This window comes from Klebsiella sp. GFKo11 (genome assembly GCF_056490265.1).
In genome coordinates this window covers 3771090-3789609 of the sequence record NZ_CM151369.1, presented here as the reverse complement: position 1 = coordinate 3789609, position 18520 = coordinate 3771090, and the positions used below count along the sequence as shown (strand labels likewise).

At 49.0% G+C, this 18520-nt stretch carries 23 protein-coding genes and 2 pseudogenes; all 25 read left to right on the top strand.

Annotation, left to right across the window (positions count from 1 at the left end):
• The first annotated feature begins 72 nt into the window (after positions 1-72).
• Entirely contained in the window at positions 73-285 is a 213-nt protein-coding gene (locus AC07P6_RS18440) for a DUF4222 domain-containing protein (RefSeq protein ID WP_071845048.1), read from the top strand.
• On the top strand, positions 242-1231 hold the full coding sequence (locus AC07P6_RS18435; protein ID WP_478314097.1) for a hypothetical protein: 990 nt from the start codon (positions 242-244) through the stop codon (positions 1229-1231). Before AC07P6_RS18440 ends, AC07P6_RS18435 begins: the two co-directional genes overlap by 44 nt.
• A complete protein-coding gene (locus tag AC07P6_RS18430) occupies positions 1228-2037 on the top strand; it encodes a DNA adenine methylase (RefSeq protein WP_478314095.1) in 810 nt (269 codons plus the stop codon). The genes AC07P6_RS18435 and AC07P6_RS18430 overlap by 4 nt, the downstream gene beginning before the upstream one ends.
• 9 nt (positions 2038-2046) lie before the next feature.
• Positions 2047-2436 carry a RusA family crossover junction endodeoxyribonuclease gene (locus AC07P6_RS18425; protein ID WP_032750809.1) on the top strand — a complete coding sequence of 130 codons (390 nt, stop codon included), beginning with the start codon at positions 2047-2049 and terminating at the stop codon, positions 2434-2436.
• 14 nt (positions 2437-2450) lie between these two features.
• Positions 2451-3146 carry a phage antirepressor KilAC domain-containing protein gene (locus AC07P6_RS18420; RefSeq protein ID WP_032750807.1) on the top strand — a complete coding sequence of 232 codons (696 nt, stop codon included), beginning with the start codon at positions 2451-2453 and terminating at the stop codon, positions 3144-3146.
• Positions 3143-4123 (top strand): DUF968 domain-containing protein, encoded by a 981-nt coding sequence (locus AC07P6_RS18415; protein WP_265825070.1) that lies wholly within the window; start codon positions 3143-3145, stop codon positions 4121-4123. Before AC07P6_RS18420 ends, AC07P6_RS18415 begins: the two co-directional genes overlap by 4 nt.
• Before the next feature lie 13 nt (positions 4124-4136).
• A pseudogene (locus AC07P6_RS18410) lies at positions 4137-4499 on the top strand (DUF1133 family protein); the annotation flags it as partial.
• A pseudogene (locus AC07P6_RS18405) lies at positions 4498-4695 on the top strand (phage major capsid protein); the annotation flags it as partial. The pseudogenes AC07P6_RS18410 and AC07P6_RS18405, both read left to right, overlap by 2 nt.
• A gap of 35 nt (positions 4696-4730) precedes the next feature.
• Positions 4731-4937 carry a hypothetical protein gene (locus AC07P6_RS18400; RefSeq protein WP_225658752.1) on the top strand — a complete coding sequence of 69 codons (207 nt, stop codon included), beginning with the start codon at positions 4731-4733 and terminating at the stop codon, positions 4935-4937.
• On the top strand, positions 4934-5254 hold the full coding sequence (locus AC07P6_RS18395; protein WP_049088855.1) for a head-tail connector protein: 321 nt from the start codon (positions 4934-4936) through the stop codon (positions 5252-5254). Before AC07P6_RS18400 ends, AC07P6_RS18395 begins: the two co-directional genes overlap by 4 nt.
• Positions 5255-5323: 69 nt before the next feature.
• Complete coding sequence (locus AC07P6_RS18390; protein ID WP_060184375.1) at positions 5324-5521, top strand: hypothetical protein; 198 nt, start codon at positions 5324-5326, stop codon at positions 5519-5521.
• Position 5522: 1 nt separating this feature from the next.
• Positions 5523-5855, top strand: a complete 333-nt coding sequence (locus tag AC07P6_RS18385) for a phage head closure protein (protein ID WP_478314093.1) — start codon at positions 5523-5525, stop codon at positions 5853-5855.
• Positions 5848-6387, top strand: a complete 540-nt coding sequence (locus AC07P6_RS18380) for an HK97-gp10 family putative phage morphogenesis protein (protein ID WP_478314092.1) — start codon at positions 5848-5850, stop codon at positions 6385-6387. The genes AC07P6_RS18385 and AC07P6_RS18380 overlap by 8 nt, the downstream gene beginning before the upstream one ends.
• A complete protein-coding gene (gene gp17, locus AC07P6_RS18375; protein ID WP_478314090.1) occupies positions 6384-6749 on the top strand; it encodes a tail completion protein gp17 in 366 nt (121 codons plus the stop codon). The genes AC07P6_RS18380 and gp17 overlap by 4 nt, the downstream gene beginning before the upstream one ends.
• A 58-nt stretch (positions 6750-6807) precedes the next feature.
• Positions 6808-7299, top strand: a complete 492-nt coding sequence (locus tag AC07P6_RS18370; protein ID WP_117125343.1) for a phage tail tube protein — start codon at positions 6808-6810, stop codon at positions 7297-7299.
• Between the two features lie 43 nt (positions 7300-7342).
• A complete protein-coding gene (locus AC07P6_RS18365; protein WP_117125344.1) occupies positions 7343-7726 on the top strand; it encodes a phage tail assembly chaperone family protein, TAC in 384 nt (127 codons plus the stop codon).
• A 2-nt stretch (positions 7727-7728) separates the two neighbouring features.
• Positions 7729-7992, top strand: a complete 264-nt coding sequence (locus AC07P6_RS18360) for a phage tail assembly protein T (protein WP_478314088.1) — start codon at positions 7729-7731, stop codon at positions 7990-7992.
• A 64-nt stretch (positions 7993-8056) separates the two neighbouring features.
• Positions 8057-8524 carry a hypothetical protein gene (locus AC07P6_RS18355; protein WP_478314086.1) on the top strand — a complete coding sequence of 156 codons (468 nt, stop codon included), beginning with the start codon at positions 8057-8059 and terminating at the stop codon, positions 8522-8524.
• 43 nt (positions 8525-8567) lie between these two features.
• The gene (locus AC07P6_RS18350) at positions 8568-11015 is read left to right on the top strand and encodes a phage tail tape measure protein (RefSeq protein ID WP_478314084.1); all 2448 of its coding nucleotides are present in this window, start codon (positions 8568-8570) and stop codon (positions 11013-11015) included.
• The gene (locus AC07P6_RS18345; protein ID WP_117125348.1) at positions 11015-11494 is read left to right on the top strand and encodes a hypothetical protein; all 480 of its coding nucleotides are present in this window, start codon (positions 11015-11017) and stop codon (positions 11492-11494) included. The genes AC07P6_RS18350 and AC07P6_RS18345 overlap by 1 nt, the downstream gene beginning before the upstream one ends.
• Positions 11481-11963: a DUF1833 family protein gene (locus tag AC07P6_RS18340; RefSeq protein WP_478314083.1), complete on the top strand. Its 483-nt coding sequence runs from the start codon at positions 11481-11483 to the stop codon at positions 11961-11963. Before AC07P6_RS18345 ends, AC07P6_RS18340 begins: the two co-directional genes overlap by 14 nt.
• Before the next feature lie 71 nt (positions 11964-12034).
• Positions 12035-12415, top strand: a complete 381-nt coding sequence (locus AC07P6_RS18335) for a nitrite transporter (protein WP_478314081.1) — start codon at positions 12035-12037, stop codon at positions 12413-12415.
• Positions 12412-15468, top strand: a complete 3057-nt coding sequence (locus AC07P6_RS18330) for a host specificity factor TipJ family phage tail protein (RefSeq protein ID WP_478314080.1) — start codon at positions 12412-12414, stop codon at positions 15466-15468. The genes AC07P6_RS18335 and AC07P6_RS18330 overlap by 4 nt, the downstream gene beginning before the upstream one ends.
• 75 nt (positions 15469-15543) lie before the next feature.
• Positions 15544-17565 (top strand): hypothetical protein, encoded by a 2022-nt coding sequence (locus AC07P6_RS18325; protein WP_478314078.1) that lies wholly within the window; start codon positions 15544-15546, stop codon positions 17563-17565.
• Positions 17565-18392 carry a hypothetical protein gene (locus AC07P6_RS18320; RefSeq protein ID WP_478314077.1) on the top strand — a complete coding sequence of 276 codons (828 nt, stop codon included), beginning with the start codon at positions 17565-17567 and terminating at the stop codon, positions 18390-18392. Before AC07P6_RS18325 ends, AC07P6_RS18320 begins: the two co-directional genes overlap by 1 nt.
• The last annotated feature ends 128 nt before the right edge of the window (positions 18393-18520 follow it).

Genomic DNA, 18520 nt, shown 5'->3' with positions numbered 1-18520 from the left:
CGGGTTCGAGCCTGTATGCTACCAGTTTGCTCAGTGGGTGGTAGGGGACTTTAACGGTCAGGCGGGGAGCGTATGCGAGAACTTAACCGATGGTTCAGAGATCACTACGGAATCCCGGTCAGGGTCATACGCTGGGAGCCCCAGACACAGCGCGTTATATACCTGCGTGAAGGGTACGAGCATGAGTGCTTCAGCCCCCTTGAGCAGTTCAGACGAAAATTCAAGGAAATAGAGGGGTCTTATGAGCCTGTTAATGCCATCAAGGCCGATAGTCATCAATCCTGACCTTGCATACAGCATTGGGCTGAATGAAGCCATAGCGCTGCAGCAGGTTAACTACTGGCTGAAGGAGACAACCTCCGGGCTTGAGCGAGACGGTGTGCGTTGGATCTACAACACCACTGAGCAATGGCTGGAGCAATTCCCGTTCTGGTCTGAGTCAACGCTGAAGCGCACATTCACCCGCCTGAAGAGCCTGGGCGTACTCAAAATCGAGCAGCTCAACAAGTCGCAGCGCGACATGACCAACTACTACACGATCAATTACGAGAGTGAGCTTTTAGATGAAGTCAAAGTGACTAAATCGAAGGGGTCAAAATGCGCTCTTCCATCAGGTCAAAATGACACGATGGAAGAGGTCAATATGAAACGCTCCACCAGGTCAAAACGAACCGCTGTCATCAGGTCAAATTGGCACGATGATCCTACAGAGAATACAACAGAGAGTACTACAGATAATAAAACCCCTTCTTGTCCGGTAGCTTCGCAACCAGACACTGAAAGTCATTTGGATGATTTTGCTGTCCGACATCCTGACGCGGTTGTGTATAGCACAGCAAAACGCCAGTGGGGAACTCAGGACGATTTAACCTGTGCAGAATTCATATGGGGAAAAATCATCGGGATGTACGAGCGGGCGGCAGAATCTGACGGAGAGGTTGTTCGTCCAAAAGAACCGAATTGGACTGCTTGGGCCAACGAAGTTCGCTTGATGGTTTCCATCGATGGACGCACACATAAACAAATCTGCTCGCTGTTTAAGCGTGCTAACCAGGACACATTCTGGTGCAAGAACATCCTTAGCCCATCAAAGCTGCGTGAGAAATGGGATGAACTGTCGCTGAAACTATCGGCATCACTGAGTGCTGGTTCTGCAAGAGAAGATCGGGCATTTAAGCCGACGCATGATGATGTTGATTATTCTGGCATACCAGCGGGGTTCAGAGGATGAGCAAGCCATTTCTGAAGTGGGCTGGTGGTAAATACACCCAACTTAACGATCTGTTCAGGTATATCCCGGAAGGTTTACGACTGATTGAACCATTCGTGGGTGGCGGATCTGTATTCCTGAACAGCGATAAACATGCGGATTTCCTGCTGGCAGATGTTAACCCCGACCTTATCCATCTGTATCAAATGCTGGTTGTCGTGCCTGACGTGGTTGAAAACAAAGCCCGCTGGATGTTCGAGAAAATGGGCAATCCTGAAGGTTATGAACTGATCAGGAAGGAATTCAACGCGCAGACACTGGATGCAGCCGAGCGTGCAGCTGCATTCTTGTATCTCAACCGGCATTGCTTCAATGGGCTGATGCGTTACAACCTGGCCCATCAGTTCAACGTTGGCTGGGGAAAATACAAAGCTCCCTATTTCCCGTTTCAGGAGATGAAGGCTTTCGCTGATATGTCTCACAACTGCGTATTCATGACATCCGGTTATCGCCGGACTATCGGCCTTGCAGGGAAAGGTGACGTTGTGTATTGCGATCCCCCTTACGAACCGATGCCTGGCACTGCAGGGTTTACCGCGTATGCCGCCGGTGGTTTTAACTGGGATGACCAGGTATTGCTGGCTAAGCACTGCGTAGAAGCGCACCAACGTGGCGCGAGAGTAGTCATTTCAAACTCATCAGCCCCCAGGGTAGTAGACCTGTACCGCGAGCATGGTTTTAATCTGGAATTTATCAAAGCGCGTCGTTCGATCTCCTGCAATGGCACCACGCGGGAAGTCGCTCGGGATGTCGTGGCGATCCTGTAAGGGGGCTTTATGAAACTGACACTGCCATTTCCACCAAGCGTAAACAGTTACTGGCGCGCTCCCAGCAAAGGGCCACTGAAGGGACGGCATCTGGTTAGCGAGACTGGTCGCAAGTTCCAGAAAGCAGCCAGGGCGGCAATTATCGAACAGTTACGGGCAGTCCCAAGGCCATCAAGTGAGCTGGCGGAAGTTCATATTGTTCTGTATCCGCCGGATCAGCGCCGTCGTGATATTGACAACTACAACAAAGCGCTGTTCGACGCGCTGACTCAAACCGGTGTCTGGGAGGACGATAGCCAGGTGAAACGTATGCTGGTGGAGTGGGGGAACATCGTGAAAAAAGGGAAAGTAGAAATCACCATTAAGCGATTTATTTCCCCGGCAGTTGCAGCTGCCTGACAAGTGGAGAACGTATGAATCAGTTAATCGCAAGCAAGACAGTTACGATGTCGAGCATCGAAATATCTGTTCTGGTAGATAAGCGCCACGACAACGTAAAAAGAACAATTGAAGCGCTGGTGGATAAGGGCGTTATAGCTTCTCCTCAAATTGAGGAAAAGCCCACTGCAGGGCGGACGATGTCGGTATATCTCTTCAGGGGAGAGAAGGGCAAGCGAGACAGTATTATTGTTGTCGCGCAATTATCGCCAGAATTCACAGCACGCCTTGTTGACCGCTGGAATGAGCTTGAAGCTGCACAACATCCGGTCATCCCGCAGTCTTTCTCGGATGCTTTGCGTCTGGCTGCTGATTTGCAGGAACAGAAAGAGCATCTGTCGCAAGAACTGGCATTAGCCGCACCGAAGGTTGATTTTGTTGATCGTTACTGTACTGCTAACGGTTCAATGTCATTCCGTCAGGTGGCAAAGCTTCTTCAGGCTAAGGAAACAGAGTTCCGCTTATTCCTGATTGAGAATGACATCATGTACCGGCTTGGAGGAACGCTGACGCCGATGGCTCAGCATATCGATGCGGGACGTTTTGAGGTTAAGACAGGCACATCACTTACATCAAACCACGCGTTCAGTCAGGCTCGCTTTACCGCCAAAGGGGTCAGGTGGATTGGTGGCCTGTGGACAGAGCACAAAGCAGGAGGACACGCAGCGTGAGAGCACTACTTACTCCTGAGATTGCCCCTAAAATGGGCGTTGTTCTTCTTCGCCCAGGTGCTGAGCTTATGCCATTGTTCAGGCGAGGACGTGTACTGATTGAGCCTGAGCCAGAGCGTTACGCTGAATATCAGACTGGAGCTATCCCTCCAGCAATACAGCCGCTGGAAGGTGACCCAACGGTATTGCCTATCTTTGAAAATATGGATGTGCTGATCCGTGCTGGCGGTTTAGTTGGCCTTGAGGCCGAGCTGGAGCGTACTTTCGAATGTCAGTATCCGCATGCAACCTGGCATAGTGAGAATTTCACACTCTTCCGCCATGAACCTGGAAGCATTCGCCTTTGCTGGGGTTGTGACAATCTTGTCAGGGACCAATTCACACAGGAACTGGCAGGCATTGCGCGTAAAAACCTGGTATCCTGGCTGATATCAGTCATACGCTCCAGACTGGGATTTAATGAGGACCATGTACTAACAATTCCGGAGTTGTGCTGGTGGCTGGTAATTAACGATCTGTCGCACGTCATACCGGAAACGCTGGCAAGAAAAGCGATGCGATTGCCTGAAGTCAGGCACCAGTCAGTGATGAAAGAAAGTGATTTACAGCCAGTGTTTGCGGCAACCGAATTAGTCCAAAAAAAGATACTGGCGCTGAAAGTGGATACTGAAACGCCGGAATCATTCATGCTTCGGCCAAAGCGCCGACGCTGGATAAACGAGAATTACACCAGTTGGGTTAAAACCCAGCAGTGTGCCTGCTGTAATAAGCCAGCAGATGATCCCCATCACCTGATAGGCCACGGACAAGGTGGAATGGGAACGAAAGCGCACGACCTGTTTGTGTTGCCGCTTTGCAGAGCGCACCACGATGAGTTGCACGCTGACACCGTGGCATTTGAACAGAAATATGGCTCACAGCTGGAGCTGATATTTCGATTCTTAGATCGTTCGCTGGCAATCGGCGTACTGGCGTAAGTGGAGACGCAAGATGATTAATCCTTCTGAAGTTGGCAAATCCGGCGAAATGGTTCGCCTCCGCACACTGGAAAGCATCTGGATACAGGGAAAGCTGCGTATGTGGGGCCGCTGGTCGTATATCGGCGGTGGTAGCGGCGGCAATATGTTTAATCAGTTACTGGTATCCGGGAAGATAACGAAAACGGCTATCAATGAGGCACTACGCCGGATGAAGAAGTCTGGCCTAACCAAACCAGAGCTTGAGGCATTCTTTAAAGATATTCTCAGCAGTAAAAATAAAAGCGGCCTTGCTTTCTGCTCAGACGAAGAGGGATTAAAAATTGATGGTGTTATTGCCGGGGTCCTCATGAATGAGGATTACCGTTCACTCTATCGCTGCTGATGCGAAAGCCATTGCGTTCGGTAACTTTAAACGCGGTTATACCATCGTTGATCGCATTGGTACCCGTATCCTCCGCGACCCGTACACCAACAAACCATTCGTTGGTTTCTACACCACCAAACGTACTGGCGGAATGCTGGCCGATTCTCAGGCCATTAAACTGCTACAGATCGGTGCTGGCGCATAATCTGATGGGGCTTCGGCCCCATTCTTATGGAGGTCATGATGCTGCTGAAAAAAGACCTGAAATGGTCACCTGATGGCATTCAGGTAAGAAACATTCCAGCCGGTAAATATGAGGCGGGCTCACTTCCTGAACGTGCTCTTGAGGTTGCTGCCCAGATGGGGATTCTCGACGGCACTGAACAGCCTGAAATTGAAACACCAGTTAAGCCTAAAACCAGCAATAAGCGGGGTGAGGGCAAATGAAGCCCTCTGTAAAAGAGCTTCGTTACCAGTGCCGTATCGACAGCGATGATGACACAGAAGATGTGATGTTAACGCTCTACCTCAACGCCTCTCTGAAGCATGCGGAAAAAATCACTAATTGCCGTCTTTATGATAACGCTGTTCCAGACGACGATCCTGATGGCGTGGTGATAGAAGATGATATCAAACTGGCCCTGATGCTGCTGGTTTCGCACTGGTATGAAAACAGGGAACCTGTGAGCAGCGACAGCGTTAATACTATCCCGTTCGGCGTTAAAGCAATTTTGGAGCAGCACCGCAAAATACCTGGGACTTGAGGTGACAAATGGCCTGTGAAGGATGCCGCCGTCGGCGTGAATGGTTAAAAAAGTGGACGAAAATAGCCTATGAACGAGCAACAGGTAAACGCGCTGATAGCAGCGCTGAGCGAACAAACAGCAGCACAGAGAGAGCAGACGGAAGCGATAAACCGCCTGGCTGAATCAAACATGGCTCTGTGTGATGTGATCATTCAGTCTCTGGCCGGTGAAGAGGATGTGCAGGCAGAGCCGCAAACCTATCTCAGCGGGAAACCCAGGGGGTGATATGCAGGCCGGGAAATTGCGTCACAGGGTTACCCTGCAGGAGCCGGTAAAAGAGCAGAGCCCGACAACGGGCGCCGTAATCAATACCTGGCGCGATGTCGCAACCATCTGGGCCGAAATCTCCCCCTTATCTGCGCGGGAGTTTATCGCGGCCCAGGCATCACAGGGTGAAATCACTACACGAATAACGATTCGTTACCGGGCGGGCATCACAAGAAAGCACAGGATTCTGTATCGCGATGGCATTTACAACATTGAAGGTGTTTTACCAGACCCGCGCAGCGGCAAGGAATATCTGACGCTGCCCTGCTCAGAAGGGATGAACGATGGCTGATGGTGTAGAGGTTAACCTTACCGGGCTTGAGTCGGTGCTGGGCAAGATGGATGCCGTCTCACAGGTGACCCGCAATAAAACCGGACGTGCAGCGCTGCGTAAAGCAGCAAACGTCATCCGGGACAGGGCGCGCAATAATGCCGCTCGTGTCGATGACTTTCTTACTAAAGAAGCCATCTATAAAAATATTGTCGTGAGCTTCAGCAGCAAAGCCTTTCGCAGAACGGGCGATCCGACTTTTCGTGTCGGGGTCATGGGTGGAGCGAGGCAATATGCCAATACAAAGGCCAACGTCCGAAAAGGCAGGGCGGATAAAAGTTATAATACAGCCGGAGATAAAGGTAATCCCGGCGGTGATACCTGGTACTGGCGATTTCTTGAGTTCGGGACCGAGCATATGGCCGCGAGACCAATACTACGCCCGGCAATGAATGGTGTTGATACTGACGTAATTAATATTTTCGCTTTGGAACTGGAAAAGGCTATTGATCGGGCCGTCAGTAGCGCAGCCAAAAAAGGAACGTCCGTATGATTGCTCCAATATTCTCTGTATGCGCTGCAAGTCAGGCTGTAAAGGATTTGCTGGGGACTAAACCTGTCAGGTTCTACCCATTCGGTATGCAGGACGACATCATCGTCTATCCCTATGCTGTGTGGCAAAACATTGATGGCTCCCCGGAGAATTACCTTAACCAGCGGCCTGACGCCGACCGTTATTCTCTTCAGGTTGATATTTATGGCGATACCGATGCAGATGTAATTGCCGTGGCTCGCGCATTGCGTGATGCCATCGAAGGGAAAGCCTATATCACCCGGTGGGGAGAGCAAAGCCGTAATGATTCCACGATGAAATACCGCTATTCCTTCGATGTTGACTGGATAACGACCAGATAGCCAACAACCCCAAACTGACCCGCTTCGAGCGGGTTTTTCTATTTATGGAGACTAAAAAATGTCTGTATTAACGCAAGGCACACAGTTCTTTGTGCTGAAATCTGGCGTGGTCAGCGAGGTTGAATGTATCACCAGCTTCAACCCCGGCGGCAACCCCGCCGATCAGATTGAAGATACCTGCCTGAGTGAGCGGGATTCCAGAACCTACAAAAAAGGTCTGAAAACGCCAGCGGCAGCAACTGTCGGGCTCAATGCTGACCCGACGAACGCCAGCCACATCATGCTACATGGCCTTGCAGAAGCTAATGACCAGACGCCATTAACTTTTGCCGTTGGCTGGTCTGATGGTACCAGTGTTCCTACTGTTGCACCTGAAGGGGATGAAGATGCGGTTGATGGTCTGATTCTGCCATCAGGTCGCACCTGGTTTATTTTCCAGGGCTATGTTTCCGATTTTCCATTCGATTTTCAGGGCAATGCGGTTGTGACGACCTCTGCCACCATTCAACGCTCGGGCTCTTCAGTATGGGTTCCGAAAGCCGCCGCGTAACCATTATGCCCGGAAATCCGGGCTTCATTATTCAGGAGTTGAAATGCAACTTACTCTCGATACGTTAAAAGAAACCGGGGCATTCACTGGTCGCCCTGTTGAGAAAGAAATCAAATGGAAAGGTCGTGACGGGCAAGAACATACTGCAACTGTATTTGTACGTCCTATGGGCTACCACACCACAAAAGCTGAACTGCTGGCGTATAACGGCAAATCTGATCCGGTGGCTGGGCGTATTGCCGCCCATATCTGTGATGAGGAAGGCAAGCAAATCTTTACCGAGGCGGACATTCTGGGAACTGCATCTGAAGACCGTGGTGCACTTGATGGCCCGATTGTTATTGCCTTGCTGGCCGTAATTCAGGGAGTCAACGAGCTGGGAAAGACTACGAACTCACAGGAGAAGACGAGTTCTGGTGTGAGTTAGTCATGAACGGCATCGGCGGACGGACTATTGCGGAGGCTCAGGAGCGAATGAGCCTTCGTGAGTTTCAGGTGTGGGTAAAGTACCGCAATAAGTATGGTCCGCTTAACATTATGATGCGCACAGAGTGGGGGGCAGCGTTGGTTGCATCTGTTCTCGCCAACATCAATAAGGCTAAGAATACTCCGCCGTACAAGGTGAGCGACTTCGCTCCGCATATCAATGAAGCTTCTGTATCGCTTGAAGAAGCCATGAAAACCTGGGAATGATAGTGGTTTTTGGATTTTAGAAATGCTGATACCCTTTTGATAACTATTATCACGAGGGAATGATATGAAGAGTTCGGGGCAGTTGTTATCGCTGGTTGGTGTAGTTCTCGCAGTATATGCATTGTTCTTTATGGATGTGAGTGTTGATGTTGGCGATGGTACGAGAGTTAATAACATTGGACTCATGGCACAACAGCAAAACTATTTACTAATTGCTATTGTTCTTTTTCTTGCTGGTGTTTTTATTTCCTTTTCAGGAAGAAAGAAGTCTTTGCCAGAGGTGGATTTCACTAAAATAGAATTATGTTCAGCGGGTGATTTTATTTCTTTAAAGGATGGTGAGCCATGCCTAAATATATTGGCTGTTGACAATCTCGCGCTGATGTTGTTGAGAAAACATGGTTCAAGTAGCATTAATGATATCCTTTTGATGAACATGCCTTTAATCGATAGATTGGAACGAGATCTCCCTGAGTCATTAAGGAAAGATTTTGTTTCCTCCCTTAAAAGGAGGTTAAAGGATAATTCTTAAAACAAAGCCCGCTTAAAGTGGGCTTTTCTCTATTGGAGTATTTATGGCTGGCAAGTCACTAGGAACTCTTACTATCGACCTGATTGCAAAAGTTGGTGGATTTGTTTCAGGGATGGATAAGGCGGAACGTGCATCAGCCAAGTGGAGTAAGCAAGTACAAGATGATGTGGCGAAGTCTAGTGCGGCATTAACTGGAATAGGTGCTGCCGCCATTGCCGCTGGTTTGGCTGTAGGTGCATCCGGATTTCAATTACTGAAATCCACTTCAAAGCAAATATCAGAAACTGACCGCTGGGCTAAATCATTACAATTATCCACCCAAGAGCTTCTTGCTTGGCAATTTGCCGCTGAAAAAGCCGGTGTATCCGGTGATCAAATTGCTGATATCTTCAAGGATATTGGTGATAAGATCGGCGATGCGGTGCTCAATAAATCTGGTGAGGCCGTCGATGCTCTCAATGCTCTTGGATTATCCGCAGAGAAACTATCAAAAGTTAGCCCAGATAAACAATTGCTCGCTATAGGTGAATCTCTAGGGAAAATTAGCACTAACGCTGAGAAAACAACGATTCTTGAAAGTTTGGGTAACGACCTTTCAAAATTGCTTCCTTTGTTTGATAACAATAACCAAAAACTTAAACAGTTTATTGACCTTGCTAAAGATTATGGTGTAGCTCCTGATCCTTCCTCTATTGAGGATTTAGTGAAGGTTAATCAGCTTTTTGAGGATATGGAAGCTCAGGTCGCTGGCCTAAAAATTGAGATTGCAGCAGGGTTGGCTAAAGTTGATCTAACTCCCTTACAGAGTTCACTCGATAAGCTTCATGATGTATTGACTGATCCTTTAGTTCTTCAAGGTATTTCTGATCTTGTATCAGAAGTTGCTCAACTTGCTGGATGGCTTGTAAAAGCAGCAGCGGGAGCTGGGCAACTGGCTTCCAGTACAGGCAATCGTTTTGCAGCGCTAGGCGGAAATATTGACCTCTCGAATATAGACCAGGTTAATGAGCGAATTACTTATCTGCAAAAAAGTCTTGAAGGAAAAGGTGGTTTTTATTCCAAAAGTGAGTCGATGTTCGGCTGGATTACTGGCGTAGATGACAGTGCAAAAGCCCTTAATGATGAGTTGCTATCTCTTATAGAAACAAGAGATAAACTCTCCAAAGCGAGTAAGGCGGTGCTACCTCTTCAGTCTGCTACTGTTGGGGCGGATAATCCTTTTGCACTGCCCCCCGGCGGTACAAACGGAAAACCGGTTAAAACGCCAACAAATAAAGCAGATAATGCTTTTAAAAGCAGATTGTTAGACCTACAGAAACAATCTGCACTTATTGAAACTACTGGAAAGAAAACAGCCGAAGTTACCGAGCTTGAAAAATTAAACTTTGATATTACCAGCGGGAATCTGAAAAAATTATCAGATGACCAAAAAGAACAACTTCGTACTGCCGCAAAATCTCTTGACTCTAAAAAAGAAGAACTGCGCCTTAATCAGGAAAATGCAAAGGTGGCAGAGTATGTGTCAAGTTTAGAGAGACAAAATAATTTAGTTAAGCAAGGTCATGATAATGAGTTTATAGGTCGTTACTCTGGAGACCGTGAGCGTAACCGAATGCAGGAGCGTAACGGCATTCAGCAAGATTTCCAGTCTAAACAGGAAGACCTGTTAAGTCAGTATCAGTCAGGTGATATCACCAAAAGCCTTTATGATGCGGAAACAGAAGCATTACAGGATGCCCTGAATAAAAGGCTTGAACTTCAGACTGAATATTATAAGCAACAGGATGAATTACAGAATGATGGTACTGCTGGTTTTGTATCTGGGCTGGCAACGCAAATAGAAGCGTCTATGGATTTATACACCAACATGCAGCAGGTTGGTGCGCAGGCATTCAGCAGTTTAACTGATATGATCATCGATTGGGCAGAAACAGGTAAGCTAAATGTAAAGGATTTTGCCGGGACCTTTATACAGTCGATAGGTACCGCACTTTTGCAATATGCAGCAGCTCAGGTTGCAATGGCAGCTTTAAGTGCCTTCACTGCCTGGATTGGCGTTCCCTATGTAGGTCCTGCGGTCGCCCCTGCTCAAGCTATTGCAGCAGCAGCTGCTGCTGGTGTATTCATGACGGCTATAGGTTCTGCCCTTCAGGGTCAAGCCCATGACGGCATCGATTCCGTACCTGAAACAGGTACTTGGCTCCTTCAGAAGGGTGAGCGTGTCACCACCGCTAAAACCAGCGCAAAGCTGGATGCCACTCTCGACAGAGTAGCCACGCAGTCAACTGGTGGCGGTGCTGTCTATGCCCCAAATATCACCATTCCTATCAATGGCAATCCTTCAGATGCCACATTGTCGCTGGTACGTAAGGCAGCTGATGAGGGGGCTGAACGTGGATATCGTAAAGCTGTTAACTCCATAGCCAGCGGGCAGGGTGATTTGCACAGGGTATTAATGGGGAAAACAAACTCGGGGAGGAAAATTGGCTGATGGCTATTACAACACCGATTAATTACCCCTCGGACTATTTGCCAGGACCTCTTAAAGATAGTTTTGGTCTTAAGCCAGTTTCGCCACTAAAAAGCACGCCAATTATTACTGGCAGGCGACGTCAAAGGCGTGCTTATACATCCGTACCTACAGAAACAGATATTGCATGGCTCTTTAATGATGCCCAGGCGCAAGCTTTTGAGGCGTGGTACCGGGATGTTCTTTCTGATGGTAGCGCCTGGTTTAATATGCCTTTGTTGACGCCTGTCGGACATAAGAACTACGTCTGCAGGTTTACAGATATCTATAGGGGGCCGACGCCAGAAGGTGGTTTGTTCTGGCGCTATGTTGCGCCCATTGAATTATGGGAGCGTCCTATGCCTCCTGCTGGGTGGGGGTATTATCCAGAATGGATTACGGGTAGCTCGCTGCTTGATATTGCGCTGAACAAGGAGTGGCCAAAACATGACGGTGATTAACCAACTTTATGCCAGCAGCGGTTCTGAAGCCATTATTGAAACACTACAAATAACTGTCGGAGATACGATTCATTATATTTGCAATGGATATGAAGATATCACCGCCACCACAGAAGGAGGGCAAACAGTAACGTTTATAGCGGGAGGAATTGAAATCGCTCTACCAACCAGGAGCAGTGATGGGACACAAGATTTAAAATTTGTTGTCGGTAACATTGATGGTGAGGTCTCAACAATCATTACGGATGCGTTGGACGACCTGAGTGAATCGTCATTGACCTATCGGAATTACACTTCTGATGATCTGTCTGCACCCGCTTCCCCTCCCTATACGCTGAAGCTGAAACCCGGGTACTGGACGGCTCTTCAGGCACAGCTTACGGCAGGGTATATGAATGTACTTGATACGGCCTGGCCCCGTAATCGTTACACGTTGCCATTCTTCCCTGGACTTCGCTACACGAACTAATAGGTAAGCGAACCAACAAATCTACCTCGCATTGACGAGGTTTTTTTATGCCTGTGATTTGCGGAGGCGTGATGTTCAAACAGGAAAAATATGAATCCGTTGTCTGGCTGAAAGGTGGTCGTGATTATCCAAATCTCGACTGCTTCGGCCTTATCAATGAAGTTCGTCGGGACCTCGGTCTACCCGCCTGGCCGGATTTTGCCGGAGTGACGAAAGATGATGGTGGTCTCAACCGTGAGGCCAAAAAATTGATGATATCGCTGACCCGTTGTGAGCCCAGCGAAGGGGCTGGGGCTGTTTGCTATTCCGGGTCCACCGTCACACATGTTGCTGTCGTCGTGCGGATTGGCGATCAGTTGCTTGTTGCAGAGTGCAACCCGCAAACAAACGTGACATTTCTTCCTCTGTCTCGTTTCAAACGGCGGTTCGTTAAAGTGGAGTTCTGGCAATGACCATCAGATTTTACCCGTCACGCCTGCCCGGTGAGCCTCTGGAAATCCACGAACATGGCGCGATGTCCTTTCATGAATGGATGGTAACGAATGTAAAAGAGTATCGGGAACTGGAAAAACACCCGATTGCGGTTGAGGTAGGGGGCATTAACGTTCCTCCGCACGAGTGGCCACTTTGCTTTATCAAACCTGAAAGTGATGTTCGAATTTATCCTGTCCCCTTCGCAACTGCTGCTGCCGTTGCAGCATGGGCGGCGCTGGCGATTGCTGCTGCCTCCGCTGTTTATGTTTTGATCACAATGTCCAATATGGACAAAGGCGGATACTCTTCATCGAGTGGAACAGGTCTTGATTTAAATCCGGCAAAAGCCAATACCGCAAAATTGGGCGACCCCATCCGGGAATTATTCGGGCGCTATCGGGTATACCCTGATTATGTCGTGCAACCGGTCACCCGTTTTGACCCGAATGACCCAACGATCATGCGTGTTGAAATGCTCCTTTGCGTGAGTGTTGGCAATGTCGCGTTCACTAATGGTGATATTCGTGTCGGCGAGACTCCAGCCACAGCGCTTGGGGAGTCGTTCTCCCATGATGTTTACCCGCCAGGCGCTGATGTGTCGGCGGATCGTCGTAGTGAAAACTGGTACAACTCGACTGAAGTGGGCGGTACGTCAAGCGGGACGGGCCTTGATATGGCTCAAACCTCTCCTGACTCAACGGACATCACCGCTGACAGTATGACTGTTTCCGGTGCATCGGTGACATTTAACGGATTAGACGACGATAACGATGATGACGATGAAGGGAATGCGTTGCCAGAATCGTGGGTGACGGGAACTATTGTAACTATCGTTGCGCCAACCAATTATCTGGTTTCAACCTCATCGGGTTATAGCGTTCTTACCAGCGATACGCTGGCGGAAATTAATCCAGCCGCCGGAATGCCAGTCACGCTGGAGATTAACGGTGCAGAATATGACCTGGTGATCGCAACGTATACCCCAAAACAGGATGCGGCTCCTGGTGTCGGGGGAGGTGCTGCTGCTGTACGTGGAAATGCTGCACCGACAACCTATGATTTTTCCACATCGGGACAGACATTTGATTTAACCTGGAATGCAACTTCCTTCACCGTCTCCCTTGTAGCTGATTATCTGAATATGTCAGGACTTCTGGCGGCAATTAATGAAGGGCTGACGGGGTCGGGGCTGGTTGCTCAGGATGATGGCGGTGTTGTGCGGATAGTTGAAATATCCAGCCCGTGGAGGGGCGGAAATATCACATCATCAGCACTCCCCGTTTCTGTTTTTGGTGACACACCGGAATTTACTGCTGGTACGGCCTCAAGTGGTGGAAGTCCTGCGATCACGGCTAATGTTACGCTCGCTTATGGTCGCGCAACTGGTGCGGCATTCTCGGGAATTCCGGAGGGGACACAGCGGCTTTCTCTGGCTCATCGTGGTAACGAATATCGGATTGCTGATGCTGACGGTACTACAGCAACGGTTCAGCGTGTGGTCGAAGGTGTTGTTGATCCTTCCTGGTTGGGGTTTGCCCCGCGCACGATGATTGATTATCAGGCTACGGGTATTAACGACAATAATACCTGGATGGGGCCGTTTCTTGTTTGTCCTGAAAATGAAGTTGTGGACGCCTTTGAGGTGAACTTCTCGTTTCCTTCCGGGATTTGTGGTTTTGACAACAAAGGTAAAAAGCGTATCCGCCATTGCGAATGGGAAATTCAGTACCGCGTTTATGGTTCTGGTGCTGGATGGACCAGCCGCGAAGGCGTTTATGCTCTGCAAAACGTCAATGGCCTGGGATTTACTGAACGGTTTGATCTCAGCACTCCCGGCCTTGTCGAAGTTCGTTGTCGCCGCCGGAACGAGCAGGGTAGCAACAACGCTCGTGATTCTATGTACTGGCAGGCATTGAGGGGGCGGTTACTTTCACGGCCTTCATCTTATCCTGGCGTTACGCTTCTGGCGGTGACGGTGGAAACAGGCGGGAAGCTGGCCGCTCAGTCTGATCGGCGAGTGAACGTTGTCGCAACGCGAATTTATGACAAAGGTGCGGCAAGAAGTATTTCTGGTGCGTTGTATCATGTTGGTGGTTCGCTTGGGCTTGATATGGATACTGAGGCCATTGATCTTCTGGAAACCACGGTATGGACACCCAATGGTGAGTATTTCGATTTCGCTGCTGGTGACAGTATCTCTGCCCTCGAAATGCTTCAGAAGATTGCTAATGCCGGGAGGTCCTATTTCCTGCTGAGTGATGGACTGGCATCTGTAGGGCGGGAAGGGGTTAAGCCGTGGACCGGGGTTATCAGCCCGCATGAAATGACCGAAGAGCTGCAAACAGCCTTCACCCCGCCTTCAGATGACGATTACGACGGTGTTGATGTGACGTATATCAACGGGACGACCTGGGCAGAAGAGACGGTGCAATGCCGTATGCCTGGCAACCCTACACCTTTTAAAGTTGAAAACTACGAACTTGACGGCGTTCTTAACAGAGATCACGCCTATCAGATAGGCATGCGCAGGCTGATGAAATATCAAAAGCAGCGGCGTAACTATTCAACGACGACCGAGCTTGACGCGCTTTGTTATAACTACGGGGATCGTATTTTGCTGACGGATGATATCCCTGGAAATAAAACGATTAGTTGTCTTGTTGAAGCAATGAACACAGCAGACGGGGCCACAACGTTCACGGTTACGGAGCCGCTCGACTGGTCATTTGAAAGCCCGCGGGCGATTTTGCGTTATCAGGATGGCTCGGCCTCTGGGTTGCTGGTGGCCTCAGCTGTTGGAGACTATCAGCTGTCTGTTCCATATGAATCAGAGTTTGACGGGATCATATTAAATGATCCGTATATCGAACCGCCGCGTCTGATTTTCTGCACATCCTCACGCAGGACATACGACGCGATTATAGAAGAGATAGCACCTCTATCTGATGGTACATGCCAGGTGACTGCCCGTCAGTACCGTGATGATTTCTACGCTTACGATGACGCTACATATCCCGGCAACGTCGCTTAAAACCACAAGTACCCCTTTCAAATTTCCTTCGCACAAGCCCTCGTTTCCGCGAGGGTTATTTTTTGGAGCAAAAACATGGCAGCAGATGAACTGAATCCGCCGCTGGGCGCGACGACGCCTGAAATCTTTTTAGACAACGTTAAGCGGGCCGATCGGTTAGTGAACGGACCAGAGGAAACGGTCGATGACCGCGGCGGGAAACCGCTGGATACATGGCGTCAGATGATGGCGAAGAACGATGAAGTACGGCAAAACATCATTCCGCTGAATAAGCAGTACATGACGCTTGAAGCGGCTCAGGCGGATATCGCTAATATCCCGGATGGCTCTACCACATATTATCGCAGCCCGGATAATAAAGCCCTTGCTATTGAAATTGGCAATAATTCTGGAGTGTTAGAGCCAACCGGCAGAATTATGATATCTAAGGATTACGTTGATGAGCAGTACAAAATCATCAGATCCCAACTATTTGATATGCCAGAATCCACTTTGGAATACGCTGCCGGGGTGCAGTTTAATAATGGAAGCGTGGCACCATTCATGAATAGCGATGGCCGACTTTTATATCTTGATGAAAATGGTGAAGAGAAATTGGTTGCGCCAGCATCAGATATATATTTAAGCCCCTATGCGGAAATACCTGATTATGTTTTGCCAGATGGATCTGTTTGTCAGCGCATAGTCGTCGATCCTGAAAACCAGATTGTTGAGGCGTGGACCGAAGACGGGGGGTATTATTTTGCGACCCCTCAGGGGTTAACCCGAGTTGGAGAAATATCCACTGCTGCTGAGCAAATTAATTATGCGTCAGCATCAGTTAACACCATGTTTTTGAATTATGGAACCACTCGCCTGTCTGTAGATAACGATGCCCGCCCGGTGATGTATGTTCTACCGACGTGGGGACAGTCGCTTGCCCAGGGCTGGAGCACCGTAACAGACGACACATTAATCGCGACAACTAATCTGTACCCAGAAAATATGTTTATGTTCACGTCTGATCGTGGTGCAGGAAAGGAAAATCCAAACCGTGGAGCGGAGCAAATTAATTCAATATCGCCTCTTAAAGAAACGATTAACGGTGGCTGGAAAGAGACCGCTTGCTCCTCGTCGGCAGCGCACATTATTAATGCCGTAGAGAGCATGACGGGTAAACGAATCAACATACTGCGCTATGTTTCAGCCGATGGCGGTAAGGCGTACCGGGACCTGACGAAAGGCTCTACAGCGTGGAGCGGGCTGATTCAGGGACTTATTGACGCAAAACGAGTCTGTGAGTCGCTGGGATACCGCGTCCAGGTGCTGGGACTGGACGCAAAGCTGGGTGAGACAGACACGGACGGAACGCCGCGAATGTATCCTGAACAATACACCCGGTTCTTGATGAATCTGGACCGTAACTACAATGCCGAGGTGAAAAGGATTTTTGGTGGTGACCACCCCGACGTCAATATTTTTGTAGAGCAATGCAGTTGGCAACCTCACGGGTCATGGGATAGTCGCGTTCGTCAGGGACAACTTAACGCTGATGCTGTTGGGAACATTCGTTTTACAGGCGGAAGCTATCAGTACCCGCACATAGGGGATGTGATTCATATTAACTCGAAAGGCCAGAATAGCCGTGGCGTACAACTGGCTCGGGCGGTTGTTTTTGAATGTTTTGGGACCGGATTTATCCCGATCAAACCTTACCTTGCCTATTGGTCTGGCAGTAACACGATAGACGTTCGTTTTTTAACGTCAGTTGAAATTACCAAGGACACGTCAGATGCCGTTGTCAACCAGGCGGGTCTGGGAGCTGGAGGCGGTTTCCGAGTTCGTAAGCTAGCGGGTAACAGGGACGAGTTGACAATTACGGATGTGTCGATAAACAGCGCAGTTAACCCCGCGATTATCAGAATTACTGTTACCAATCCTGACGCTGTCAGGGACGTTCAAATCGGATACGCCCTGGCGCGAACCGGAACAACAACTCAGTCTGGTCCTATTGAGGGCGCGCGCGGAATATTCAGAACAAGTGCAGGGATAACGAATCTCTACACTGGCGAAACTGAATATCAATGGCTTCCTGCTTTTCTAATGGAGATAAACTAATGCTCGTATTAAAAACAACAATAGCGTCAACAAACCCTAACCTGCCCGTAATTGATATCAATCCAGAAGAAGTCGCGATACTGGCAATGAATCCCACGGCCTGGATAAGTGCTGATTCCGGCGTTACGGCTTCCGGGGAGGCGGTGTCTCTTGTGCGCGATAAAACAGGTTTGTATGAGTGGGGGCTGGTTACCCCCACTACGACGCATCCGCCAAGAGTTATCACCTCCGGTACGCGCAAAACACTGCGTTTTGATGTGGCGGCATCTAACCCAGGGATCATGAAGAAAACCGGTAACGAGCTGACATTTCCTGCAGATGGTATTTTTACGCTGTTTATGGTTCACCGCATTCCTGCTGCGAACACGGAGGGGTTCACGGCAACCGGTGGTAATATCTGCGGAAACAACGCTGCAGAACCTAACGTTGCAAGATTCCGTTTCGGGGGGGATAGCTACACCGGTAATAATATTTTCTACAACCACGGCAGTAAAAGTATCTCTTCCTCTCCTGAGAACTTTCCGATAAACACATCTGTAGCAGACGTCAGGGATTACGCGTGGCATATCTCAGTTGTCACTGCACTGTCTGATTCACATTCGTGGGAGTATGACGGTGTTGTATTGCAGACAACGGCATACGGTGCAAAACCGTTCAGTACAGATGAGTCACGAAGAATGACGGTTGGCGGAGCTGACAGCCCGTTTGCGCTGCAGTTTCGGGGAGACTTGTCGACGTTAATTCTGATACCTGGAGCAATCACTGTCGACCAGAAAAATACCGTGTATCAGTACCTGTCTGGCATTAAGAGCGACCTCACGGCGTAACCTAAAAGTGGTGGTTATTCAAACAATCACCACTAATCGTCTTTTTTCTTTTTCCAGTCCCATTCTGCATGAATCCATATCAGCGCCATAGCGCAATCAATGAAAAACATCATTTCAGGCTACTTCAT